Source organism: Komagataeibacter melomenusus (assembly GCF_013155395.1).
Taxonomy (GTDB): domain Bacteria; phylum Pseudomonadota; class Alphaproteobacteria; order Acetobacterales; family Acetobacteraceae; genus Komagataeibacter; species Komagataeibacter melomenusus.
Genome location: NZ_JABJWC010000017.1, coordinates 31,602 through 43,866 on the forward strand (window position 1 = coordinate 31,602; position 12,265 = coordinate 43,866).

General features: G+C 65.3%; 9 protein-coding genes. 4 read left to right on the forward strand and 5 right to left on the reverse strand.

Translation table 11 applies throughout. The features are described from left to right. Positions 1–13: 13 nt before the first annotated feature. On the forward strand, positions 14–517 hold the full coding sequence (locus HNW77_RS08425) for a hypothetical protein (protein ID WP_172156863.1): 504 nt from the start codon (positions 14–16) through the stop codon (positions 515–517). A gap of 50 nt (positions 518–567) precedes the next feature. Here the strand turns inward: HNW77_RS08425 and HNW77_RS08430 are convergent, their stop codons facing one another. Further along, positions 568–1,470, reverse strand: coding sequence for a LysR substrate-binding domain-containing protein (locus HNW77_RS08430; RefSeq protein ID WP_172156865.1), 903 nt, complete (start codon positions 1,468–1,470; stop codon positions 568–570). Between the two features lie 337 nt (positions 1,471–1,807). Here HNW77_RS08430 and HNW77_RS08435 point away from each other — a divergent pair, with 337 nt between their 5' ends. From HNW77_RS08435 to HNW77_RS08445, 3 genes are read left to right on the forward strand one after another with little or no spacing between them, the layout of a single operon-like run. After that, complete coding sequence (locus HNW77_RS08435) at positions 1,808–3,277, forward strand: NAD-dependent succinate-semialdehyde dehydrogenase (protein ID WP_172156867.1); 1,470 nt, start codon at positions 1,808–1,810, stop codon at positions 3,275–3,277. A 39-nt stretch (positions 3,278–3,316) separates the two neighbouring features. Beyond that, positions 3,317–4,576 (forward strand): metallophosphoesterase family protein, encoded by a 1,260-nt coding sequence (locus HNW77_RS08440; RefSeq protein WP_241694366.1) that lies wholly within the window; start codon positions 3,317–3,319, stop codon positions 4,574–4,576. Beyond that, positions 4,563–8,075, forward strand: a complete 3,513-nt coding sequence (locus HNW77_RS08445) for a YhaN family protein (RefSeq protein WP_172156871.1) — start codon at positions 4,563–4,565, stop codon at positions 8,073–8,075. The genes HNW77_RS08440 and HNW77_RS08445 overlap by 14 nt, the downstream gene beginning before the upstream one ends. 162 nt (positions 8,076–8,237) lie before the next feature. Here the strand turns inward: HNW77_RS08445 and HNW77_RS08450 are convergent, their stop codons facing one another. The 4 genes from HNW77_RS08450 to HNW77_RS08465 form a co-directional block, all read right to left on the reverse strand. Continuing rightward, a complete protein-coding gene (locus HNW77_RS08450) occupies positions 8,238–8,567 on the reverse strand; it encodes a hypothetical protein (protein WP_172156873.1) in 330 nt (109 codons plus the stop codon). Positions 8,568–8,629: 62 nt separating this feature from the next. Further along, positions 8,630–8,836: a cold-shock protein gene (locus tag HNW77_RS08455; RefSeq protein ID WP_061271879.1), complete on the reverse strand. Its 207-nt coding sequence runs from the start codon at positions 8,834–8,836 to the stop codon at positions 8,630–8,632. Between the two features lie 226 nt (positions 8,837–9,062). Then, positions 9,063–9,752: a Fe2+-dependent dioxygenase gene (locus HNW77_RS08460; RefSeq protein ID WP_172156875.1), complete on the reverse strand. Its 690-nt coding sequence runs from the start codon at positions 9,750–9,752 to the stop codon at positions 9,063–9,065. 29 nt (positions 9,753–9,781) lie between these two features. Beyond that, positions 9,782–12,190 (reverse strand): TonB-dependent receptor, encoded by a 2,409-nt coding sequence (locus tag HNW77_RS08465; RefSeq protein WP_172156876.1) that lies wholly within the window; start codon positions 12,188–12,190, stop codon positions 9,782–9,784. Between the last annotated feature and the right edge of the window lie 75 nt (positions 12,191–12,265).

Consider the following 12,265-nt stretch of genomic DNA (forward strand, 5'->3'; position numbering starts at 1 on the left):
GAAGGAAACAGCCATGGCCCGTCTTTCCATCCGGTATCCCCGCCGCGTTGCGGCCTCTGCTTTCGCAGCCTGCCTGATGGGTGCAGGCATGGCCCATGCCCAGCCTGACATGCAGCAGCGCATGCAACGTGAGCAGCAGGACGCGCAGCAGCGCATGCAGCGCGACCAGCAACGACAGCAGATGGACCAGCAGTTCCGCCAGCAGCAGATGCAGCTTGACCAGCAGCGCGAGCAGATGCGCCAGCAGCGTGAACAGCAGCGCCAGCAGATGGAGCAGCAGTACCGCCAGCAGGACATGCAGCTTGACCAGCAGGCCCGGCAGATGGGCAACCAGCCCGGCGGCCGCGAACAGATCGAGCGCCAGCGCGAGCAGATGCGCCAGCAGCACGACCAGCAGCGCCAGCAGATGGACCAGCAGTTCCGCCAGCAGGAGGACCAGCTTGGCCAGCAACGCCAGCAGATGCAGATGCAACAACAGCAGCAGATGCAGCAGTTCGGTCAGGGATGGGGCCGGTAAATACGGTCCGGGCCGTGGCGTAAAGACAGGGTTGCGGCCCGCCAGCCCTTTTACCCAAGGGCGAAGATGTCGCGTATGTCCATGCCTGCCGCGATCTCCCATACCCGCACGCTCAATGCGGTAGGCAGGGACTGCGTCAGCCGCGCCAGGCCGACTTCGGGTGCGGCGCATGGCCCCAGCGGGCGCACCTGCAGGCGGCCATGCCCCGTATGGGTGGGCAGGGCTGCAACGGGCAGGATGCTGGCCAGGCGCCCGGCCAGCAGTTCGGCATACAGCACTTCAAGCGAATTGGTTTCCATGACGATGGCAGGCGTCACGCCCGCCCCGCGAAAGGCCGCATCCACGATCTGGCGGGTGCGCATTTCCGTGCTGAGCAGGCAGAGCGGCAGGTCGGCCAGCGTGTGCCATTCCCGCCGGCCCGCGGGCAGCACGAACGGCTCGGCAGCCACGAGCACATGCTGTTCGGTATAGAGCGGCATGGCCTCAAAGGGGCCATCGGGGGGGATCTGGTCAAGATAGACCAGCCCCAGGTCAAGCTGCTGCTGGCGCAGGCGGTGGATGGTGTCGGCACAGGAACCAAGGCGCACCTGCAGGTGCAGGCCGGGAATGGCGGTGCGGAAACTTTCCAGCAGCACGGGCGAGGCCTGGAGCGCAGGCGGCATGACGCCAATCGACAGCGACCCGCCCGCCACCGCCTGCGCGAAGGCGGCCTCCTGCCGCAGGCCATCAAGGGCCGCCAGCGTCTGGCGTGCCCAGTCGAGCACGCGCTGCCCCTCATCGGTCAGGCCGTTGAAGCGGCGGGTGCGGCGGATGATGGTAATGCCCAGTTCGGCCTCAAGCTGGCGTATGGCCGAGGAGAGCGCGGGCTGCGACACGCCGCAGCTTTCCGCCGCGCGGGAGAAGTGCCGGTAGCGATCAAGCGCTATGAGATAGGTCAACTGCCGCAGAAACACGCTACATCCATCCTGATAAGGCTGGCCCCATACTTATATGACAATGGCATGGCGCACCACTGGCCCCGCGCGGCTACCCCGTGGCGATGGATCAGCCGTGCCACCCGCGCCCGGCGCGCGGTCCGGAAGGCATGACAAAATGATATTCATGAAGCGCATGGCACGCCTGCCGTGGCGGCACGGCCGCCACGATCCGCGCCCGTGCAGGCAAAACGGGGGTGCAGGCACTGGCCGGGGCAGGTCTGCGCCCCCTGCGGCATTGACGGCATCGGATGCGATCCCTGATGAATGGCGTAAGCATCATCCAATCCGCCACCATGCCTGATCGGAGCCTGACATGACCGTGCATCTCGCCAATACATCGCTTTTTCGCAAGGAAGCGTTCATCAACGGTGAATGGATTCCGGCGGCGAAAGGCGCATGCCGACCGGTTCACGACCCGGCCACCGGCACCCTTGTGGCGCAGGTGGCGGAATGCGGGGCGGACGATGCGGCGCGCGCCATTGCGGCGGCCGTGGTGGCGCAGGCACAATGGCGCAACCGCACCGGGGCCCAGCGCCAGGTGGTTCTGGCGCGCTGGCATGATCTGGTCATGGACAACCTTGATGACCTCGCCACCCTGATCGTGACCGAGCAGGGCAAGCCGCGCGCGGAAGCGGCGGGCGAGATCCGCTATGCCGCAAGCTTCCTGCTGTGGTTTGCAGCCGAGGCCATGCGCGGCTATGGCGATGTGATCCCCCCCACCAACCCCGCCACCCGGCTGAGCGTGATCCGCCAGCCGGTGGGGGTGTGCGCCGCCATTACCCCGTGGAATTTTCCCGCCGCCATGATCACCCGCAAGGCCGCCCCCGCCCTTGCGGCGGGCTGCGCCATCATCATCAAGCCATCGGAACTGACCCCGCTCACCGCCCTGGCGCTGGCCGAACTCGCCCGCCAGGCAGGCGTGCCCGCAGGGCTGGTGCAGGTCCTGCCCGGTGATGGCGTGCGGCTGGGCAAGGCGCTGTGCGCAAGCCCCGACATCCGCAAGCTGTCCTTTACCGGCTCGACGCAGGTGGGGCGCATTCTCATGGCGCAGTCCGCTCCCACGCTCAAGCGCCTGTCGCTTGAACTCGGCGGCAATGCGCCCTTCATCGTGTTCGGGGATGCGCATATCGAACAGGCCATCAAAAGCGCCATCGCCGCCAAATTCCGCAACGCTGGCCAGACCTGCGTGTGCGCCAACCGCTTTTTGGTGCATGACAGCATCTATGATGACTTCGCCACCCGCTTTGCCAAGGTGGTGGGCAAGCTGCATGTGGGGCCGGGCAGCGAGCCCGGCTCCGCCATCGGTCCGCTGATCAGCACTGGCGCGCGTGACAAGGTGGAGGCCCATGTGCGCGACGCCGTGACAAAGGGCGCGGGCGTGCTGTGCGGCGGCACGCGCGACAGGGCGGGCCCGCTGTTCTACCGCCCCACCGTGCTGCGCGACGTGACGCCGGAGATGCGCATCGCCCATGAGGAAACCTTTGGCCCCGTGGCCCCGCTCATGCGCTTTCATACCGAGGCGGAAGCCATTGCCATGGCCAATGATACGGAATATGGCCTGGCCGCCTATTTCTTCACCCGCGACCACGCCCGCGCCTGCCGCGTGGCCGAAGCGCTGGAATATGGCATGGTGGGCCATAATACCGGCCTGATCTCCAACGAGGTCGCGCCCTTTGGCGGCATCAAGCAGTCGGGCATGGGGCGCGAGGGCTCGCGCTACGGAATGGATGAATACCTGCAGATGAAATATGTCTGCACCGACATTACCGATCCGGGTGCCTGATTACTTTTACATCCGCTTTCAATGGAGTACGATGGCGGCATGAACGAATTCCGCTTCCTTCATGCTGCCGACCTGCATCTTGACAGCCCGCTGCGCGGCCTGGGCGCGCGCTCGGATGAGTATGCCCGCCTGATTGGCGATGCCTCGCGCCGGGCCTTTAGCGACATGATCAACCTTGCCATCAGCAGTGAATGCCGCTTCGTCGTGCTGGCGGGCGACGTGTTTGATGGCGACCTGCGTGATGCGCAGTGCGGGCTGTTCTTTGTCAACGGCATGGCGCGGCTGAAGCAGGCGGGCATCCGCGTGTTCATGATCCTGGGCAACCATGATGCCGAGAACCGTTTTGTCCGCCACCTGCACGTGACCGACAACGTGCACCTGTTCGATACCCGCAAGGCCGAAACACAGGTGATGGACGACCTTGGCGTGGCCGTGCATGGCCGCAGCTTCGGCCGCCGCGACGTGACCGACAATATCGCCCGGCATTACCCCGCCCCGGTGCCCGGCCTGTTCAATATCGGCATCCTGCACACCGCCTGCCAGGGGCGCGAGGGGCATGAGCCTTACGCGCCCTGCACGGTCGAGCAACTGGTCAATCATGGCTACCAGTACTGGGCGCTGGGCCACGTGCACACCCGCGAGATCCTGCATCGCGACCCCTACGTGGTCTATGCGGGCAACCTGCAGGGCCGCCACGCGCGCGAGGCCGGGCCGAAGGGGGCCTCGCTGGTGAGCGTGCGCGCGGGTGCCGTGGTGGACGTGGCCCCGCAGGTGCTTGACGTGGTGCGCTGGGCCAGCGTGCGGGTTGACCTGTCTGCCGCCACCACGCGCGGCGAGATGACCGGCCTGATCCGCCATGCGGTCGAGGGCGTGGTGCATGAGGCAGATGGCCGCCCCATCGCCCTGCGGCTGGAACTGGCAGGGGCCACGGCGCTGCATGCGGGCCTGATCCGCAACGCGCATGACCTGACGCTTGAAGTCGAGACCGTGCTGGCCAGCATCTCGGATGAAATCTGGCTTGAACGCCTCAAGGTCCAGACCCACGCCCCCCCCCGCGCGCCGGTGCTTGATACCTCCACCGGCGGGCGTATTGCCGCCGATATCCGCGCCAGCGCGACCCCGGATGCCCTGCGCGCGGAACTTGATGCCATTCTTGCTGGCGTGTTCGAGCGCATGCCCGCCCAGGCCCGCACCGATGCCCTGCGGGCAGGGCTTGCAGCCGACATCCCCGCCCGCGCGGTCGATCTTGCCCTGTCCCTGGTGGAAAACCCTGAAGAAAGCCGCGATGCATTTTCGTAACCTGCGCATCATCCGTTATGGCGCCATTGCGGATCTGGAGCTGGATTTTGGCGCGGCTCCCGGCCTGCATGTCATTCATGGGCCGAACGAGGCGGGCAAGAGCACCACGCTTTCCGCCATGACGGATTTCCTGTTCGGCATTCCCAACCAGTCCGACGCGGGCGCCGTGTTTGGCAATGACAAGATCCAGCTTGAGGCCAGCCTTGTGCTGGCCAACGGCACCACGCTCGACCTGCGCCGCCGCAAGGGCCGCACCCGCACGCTGGCCGGCCTTGATGGCCAGCCGGTCAGTGATGACGTGCTGGCCCCGGCCCTTGGCGGCATGACGCGCGAGCGCTTTACCGCCCTGTTCGGCCTCAATGACGAAACCCTGCGCAGCGGGGGCGCGGCCCTGCTCAGGGCCAATGGCGATATCGGGCGGCTGATCGTGGAGGCGGGCGGCGGCCTGCGCGCCCTCATGACCCGGCTGGCCGAGATCGATGAACGGCGCGCGGCCCTTTTTACCCCCTATCGATCGGGCAAGCGGGCCTTCTATCAGGCCGCCGATGCCGTCCGCGCGGCACAGGACAGCCTGCGCGATGCCTCGCTTACGCATGATGTCTATACCCGCCATTGCCAGCAGCGTGACGAGGCCCGCCAGCACCGGGCCGATTTTGACCGCGAACAGGCCGAATTGCGCCACCTGCATGCGCGCCTTGAGCAACTGGCAAAAGCGCTGCCGCACCTTCATGCCCTGACCCGGCTGGAAGCCGAGCGCGCAACCCTGGCCGACCTGGCCGCGCTGCCCACCGGCATGGGGGCTGACATTATTGCTGCCCTTGATGGCGTTGCAGCGGCCCGGGCCAGTCATGCCACCGCGTGCGCGCAGGCGCAGCGGCTGCAACGGCAGACGGAAGTGCCCCCCGAGCAGGCCCGGCTGATCGCGCAGGGCGCGCGCGTGGCGCATGTTATCGCTGCAGGGCAGGCGGTCCGCCGCGCGCGCGCGGCCCGGCCCGAACGTGACGCCAAACGCCAGCAGATCAACCTCAGCCTTGCCAGCCTGCGCCAGTGGCTCGACAAGGGGCCGGATGCGGATCTGCGCCAGTTCATGCCCGCGCGCATGGTGCTGGAAGAAATACGCCAGTTGGCCGATGCCCAGATGCAGTGGCGCAATGCCGTGACGGCGCTGGAACAGCAGGTTGCCCACACCGACCTCGACCTTGCGCGCAGGGCGGCCCGCCTCGACACCCTGCGGGCACAGGGGCGTGATCGGCCCGTAGATGCGGATGCCACCGCCTTTGCCGCCCTGCCTGCCGAGATCAGGCGCCTTGAACTGCGCAGGGAGGGCCTTGCCACCCTTCAGCAAAGGCTGGATGAGCGCCTCGGGGCGCTGGGTGTCGGCTCGGTTGCGGCCCTGCAGGCCGTGGCATGTCCCGATACGCAGGCCGTGCGCGAGGCAGGCGAGGGCCAGCAGCGGCTGCGCATCCAGCACGAGCGCATGATCCAGGCGCTGGCCACGGAGCGCGAGCGGCTGGCCAGCCTGCGCCCGGCCCTCGCGCGCCTCGAGCACGCGGGCAGCACCATTACGCCGGAAATGCTGCACGCCGCACGCGCGCGGCGTGATGATGCATGGCACACCATCCGCGATGCCTATCTGGGCATGGACACCACCACGCCACCTGCCACGCGCCAGCACAACGCCGCCATGCTCGAGAGCGCCCTCACGCAGGTGGACAGCCTCTCACGCCAGTTGCTGGCACAGGCCGACCGCCTTGCCCGCATCGAGGCGCTGCGCCACGACATGGCCCAGTGCACTGATACGATTGCCTGCCATGAGCGCACCGTGACTGATACGGCACGGCAGATCGCCCGGCACTGGCAGGAATTCATCACGCCCTTTTCTGCCATCACCGCTCATGCGGCCACCCCCGCGGCGCTGGGCACCTTCGTGCAGCAGCGCAGCGACGTGCTGGCCGAGGCCGAACAGGTCGCCACCGAGCGCGCAGCCCTTGAGCATGAGCACATCAGGCTGGCCGTGCAGCGTGACAGGCTTGCCCATCTGGCCCGCACGCTCGGCGTGGACCCTGACCTGCCGCCCGCCGCCTGCGTGGAGGGCGTGACCCGTGCCCTGCGCCTGCATGCCACCGCGCATGAGGAATATGACCGGCTGCGGCGTGAACATGATGACCTGCTGCCCCAGCGCGCCCAGCTTGGCCAGCAGGCGCAGGCCCTTGAGGCCGAACGGCAGCAATGGGCTGCCCGCTGGGCGCCCGCCATGCAGGCCATTGGCCTGAATGCCGATGCCCTGCCCATGACGGGCCGCGACCTTGCCGATGAATGGGCGGCAGCGCCTGCCGCCATCAGCCAGCTGGGCGAACTGGATGAAGCCACGGCGCAGGCCGCGGCAGATGAAGCCGAACTGGCACGCGGGCTTGACGGGCTGCGCCCCCATCTTGCCTTCAGCCTGCCTGCTGACGCGGCCCTGGCTGCCCATGAACTGGAACAGCACTGGCGCGAGGCCGAGAAGGCCCGCCACCAGCGCGAGGCCCTGCAACCCGAGCTGGACAAGGCCAACCACATGGTGGCGCAGGGCGAGGCTGGCGTGCAGGCCGCTACTGCCGTGCTTGATGCGCTACAGGCCCGCGCCGGCACGCAGGGCCCGGAGGCGCTGCGCCAGCTTGCCGCCCGGCTGGCACAGCGCGACAGCGTGGCTGCGGCCCACGCACAGGCGCTGCATACCCTGTCCTGCATGACCGATGGCCAGTCTCCCGCCCGGCTTCATGCAGCCCTTGAAGGGCGTGACGGGCCGGAACTCCAGGCGGAAATTGCAGCATTGCAGGCCCGGCAGGCGCAGCTTGCCGCAGCCCGTGACGATGCCGTGCGCACCGAGCAGCATGCCGAAAGCGCCCTTGCCGCATTCGAGCACAATACCGATGCCCCGCAGGCCGCCGCCCGGCGCGAGGCAGCCATGACCAGCCTGTACCGCGTTGTGGAGGAATATGCCGAACTGACCCTGGCGCGTAACCTGATTGCCGCAGCCATGGACCGGGTGCGCGCACAGGTGCAGGACCCGCTGGTGCGGCAGGCGGGCCGGTTCATGGCGCAGGCGACCGATGGCGCTTTTACCGGCATACAGACCGAACTCGATGCCAGTAACGACCCTGTGGTGCGGAGCGTGCGCCCCGATGGCAGCACGGTGGGGGTGGGCGAGATGAGTGCGGGCACGCGCGACCAGCTTTTCCTCGCCTTCCGCCTGGCCAGCGTGGAGACCTATTGCCGCGCCACCGAACCGCTGCCGTTTATTGCCGATGACCTGCTGGTGCAGTTTGATGATGCCCGCAGCCACTGCACGCTGAACGTGCTGGCCGAATTTGCCCGCACCACGCAGGTGCTGCTGTTCACCCATCACGACAGCATACGCGACATGGCGCGTGCCATGCAGGCCGAAGGGGCTGCGATCAACCTGCTGGAACTGCCCGCGCTGGCCAGCACGCGGGCGCTTGCCGCGATACGGGACTGAAAAGCAACGGGGGGCACAAACCGCCCCCTGCACAGGCCGTGGCAGCGACAGGATTGCCAGGATAGCGGCTTTTTTCAAGGCCGCGTCTGGCAGAGGTTTCTTATAGATAATGCCACCCGAAACGGCCTTGCGCCACAAGGCGGGGATCAGGGCGGGGCGTTGCTATCTGCGGCCCATCTGCCGGGCTATGGCGTGTTCGGATTGCGCGAACGCCGCCCAGTCCTGCTCGTAGCGGTCAGGCTGTGGGGTGGGTAATGAATCGCCAGCGTAAGGGGCACCGCCCGATCCGGGTGTGAGGCTGCGCGAAGGCGGCAGGCCCGCATGGGGCAGGGGGGCAAAATGGTTCAGCGAAGGGGGTGTATAGGCTGGCCCCATGGGGGCGGCAGGCAGGGCCACGCTTCCGTTCCAGCCGCCGGGCTGGGGCATCTGCGCCCGGGCCACGCAGGCGGGCAGGCAGAGCAGGACTGTCAGGATCAGTCGGAAAGCAGGCATCAGGTGGTGTCAGAAAGAAGTGGACATAAAAACGGCAGGAACCGAAGTTCCTGCCGCGTTCATCAGCCAATCTTGAGATTGACTGCAGAAGACTTGCCGTTACGGCCCCGCTCGAGGTCATACGTCACGGCCTGCCCTTCGGACAGGGTCTGCTGGCCAGCCTGCTCGACGGCAGAAATGTGCACGAAAGCATCGGCGCTTCCGTCATCAGGCTGGATAAATCCAAAGCCCTTCTGGGCGTTGAACCATTTAACTGTTCCTGCGGCCATAATTTGGCCTCCTTAGAATAACCGGCACCCCCACGCGAACATGCATGGGATCGAGACTTTTCGTTTTATCGGGGATGCCATAAGGCGGCTTGGTGTAGCTGCTCTGAAATCTTGTCCGTAGCTGAAAAGTCCAGCCGTGAGGACCTTCCTATAGGGGTTATCCGGAAATAGCACGTAAAATATTCACAAAATCGGAAATATTTCCGCTACCCCACCGGATAATTGCTCATAGCACGCACCACTGGCGCATCATGTTATGGTAGATATTGGTCAGTGACAGCACGGCCGGGTCCGCATCGCCCAGCCGTTCACGCAGCGATAATACCTGCATGTCGAGGTCGAACATGATCTGCCTGCGGCTCTCCTCCGCTATCATCGACTGCGACCAGAAAAAGGCCGCCAGCCTGCACCCGCGCGTGACCGGCGTGACACTGTGCAGCACCGTGGTGGGGTAGAGGATCATGTCGCCCGCGGGCAGCTTTATGGCCTGCTCGTTGCCATTGGCGTGGATGGTCAGTTCGCCGCCGTCATATTCATCAGGCCCGGAGAAGAACAGCGTGGAGGAGACATCGGTGCGGATGCGCGTGTGGATGCCGCCTGCCACGATGCCGCGTATGGCGTTATCGACATGGGCGCCAAAGCGCATGCCGCCTTCGTAGCGGTTGAATAGCGGCGGGCTGACCCGGTAGGGCAGCACCGCGCTGTTGAACAGGGCATTGCGCCCGAGCGCGCGCAGCACGATCTCGCCAAGTTCGCGGCATGCCTCGGAATCGCGCGGCAGTTGCAGGTTGTGCTTGCTCTTGGCCGACTGCACGCCCGCCGTCTCGCGGCCATCGGTCCATGCGGCACTTTTGAGCCGGGCGCGGCAGTGGGCGAGTTCATCGGCATCGAGCAGGGCGGGGATGTGCAGCAGCATGGAGTTAAGCCTTGGTTGGGAATGGCGGCTCAGTACTGCGCCGAGATGTTGAACAGGAACGACCGCCCGACGGATGGGGTAACCCGGTTTGAGAACAGGCTGCCGTAATTGAGCCGGTTATCAAGGTTATAGGCGTTCATGGCCACTTTCCAGTTGTTGTTGAAGCGGTGGGCGACCATGGCGTCGAACTCCACCGTGGCGGGGGCGCGGGCGGTATTGAGCTGGTCGAGCCACACGCCCTGCCGCCAGGTAATGCCGCCGCCTATGGTCATGTTCCACGGCCTGCGCGGCGCGATCTCGTAGCTGGTCCAGGCGGTGGCCTGGTTATGGGGCACGTACTGGATCTGCCCGCCCTGCCTGGATGAGGTGGAACCCGCCTTGGTAATGGTGGGGTCATACAACGCATAGGTGCCATAGAACATCCAGTTGCGCAGCAGCGTGCCCGATACGCTGAGTTCAAGCCCCTGGTTGCGCTCCTGGTCGCTCGTGGCGCTGACATCGCCCGTGGTGGGGTCGGTCTGGGTGGAATTGTTCTTCTCGAGCCGGAACAGGGCCGCCGTAAAGCCGATACGGTCATGGAAGGCGCTGTATTTGGCGCCCACCTCATACAGCCTGCTGCGCTCGGGGGCGGCGCTCTGGCTCTTGGAGGTCATCGGCTCGGAACTGTTGGTCACGTAAAGGCTGAGCGGCGTGGTGGATTCCGACCAGTTGAAATACACCATCAGGTTGCTGCGCGGGGTGTACATGATGCTGACTGACGGGTTGATGGTGGTCTCGTTCTGGCCATAGCTGACATCGGGCGTGGCCGTGCTGCCGCCGGTTGCACTGTAGGTGCTGTTCCAGTGATCCCACCTGAAGCCTGCCTTGACCGACAGGTCTTTCGTCAGCCACACCTGATCGGACAGGAAGAAGCCGACATCAAGCGCCGAACTGTCCTTGTAGCACTTGCGGCCCACGCCGTTGCCGATATTGACCAGGCGGTTGGGGTACTGGCTGCAGTCGCCCAGCGTCAGGCCGGGCACGTAGGGCGAGGGGTCGAGCAGGCTGGTGCTGGGGCGGTTGGAGCCATAGGCATAGTTCTGCCGGTGGTCGGTCACATACTCAATGTCAAACCCGCCAATGATCTCGTGGCGGATATGCCCGGTGTGGAGGTGTGCCACACCCGAGAATACATCCTGAATCGACCAGTCGCTCTGCCGGTAGGGCTCGGGGCCACCCACACCACCATTACGCGCCACCTGCGCGCTCGCCGCGTTGCCGGACAGGTAATCCGATTGGCAGGTGGAGGAGGGAGCCGCGCCGTTGATCGTGTTGTTGGTGAGCGTGGCACCGCTGCTGAAGTTGGAACATGCCTCCTGCGAGGCCGAGAAATAGCGGTGGAAGATGCCGCCGCGCATGTCGTTATACAGCGTGAGGATGGGGCTGACCCTGGCGGTCAGGCGGCCGGTGATCATGTCATCGCTGGTATTGTCCTGGTCATAGGTGGTGCCATACCAGTTGGTGCGCTTCACGCCCCTTTCGGTCACCGGGTAGCCGATGCCGCCGGTGGGGGTTACGACCGGCACGCCGTAATCGGGGATGCGGTTGTCGTTCTGGTGGAAGTATTCCAGAACGAACGAGACCTTCTTGCCCAGCCCGAACGCGATGGAGGGCGCAATGCCCCAGCGGTGGGAATAGATGTAGTCCCGCCCGACCACGTTGTTCTCGTTGCCCATGCCGGTCAGGCGGAAGGCGGTTGTGCTGTTGATCTGGTAGTTCACATCCAGCGTGCCACGGTAATATGACCCGCTACCGCCTGAAAAGCTGGCCTGGTAGCTGTTGCCCAGGTGCGGTGTCTTGGTCACGATGTTGATCGCACCCCCCGTGGTGCCATTGCCGAACACCTCTGATGACGGACCCTTGATGACCGAGACATGGTCATAATAGAAGCTGTCGCGCGCATAGACGCCAAAATCGCGCAGGCCGTTTTCATAAATGTCGTTCTGGGCCGCAAAGCCACGGATCAGGAACTGGTCGCCCGCCATGCCGCCTTCGCCTTCACCCACCGATGCGGTGATGCCGGGCACATTTTTGAGCGCCTCATCAAGCGATTTGACATTCTGCTGCTGCATCAGGATCTGCGGCACCACGTTCACGTTCTGCGGCGTGTGCATGGCGTCCTGCGGCATGCGGCTCAGGCCGATGGATTCATGCAGGACATTCATGGGCGAGGCCGTGACGTGGGTTACGTCATATCCATGCTCGGCGTCATGGTTGTAGGCATCGTGCTTCCTGTCCTTTGCCGGCGTATCGCCCGTAGGCGTGGTGGTGGCCTGTGTATCGGTTACGGGCGGCGCGTCCTGTGCCGCGTGGGCACTGGTGGTGGCGCAGGCCAGGGCCATCGAGGCAGTGAGCAGGGAGAATGGCCTGAGTTTCTGGCGGATGGTTTTATCGGTCATATTGCAACAGCCTCTTAATTGCAGAAGGTTGCAATATCGATTCTGATAATTAGTCGCAATATGCCCATGCGGGGT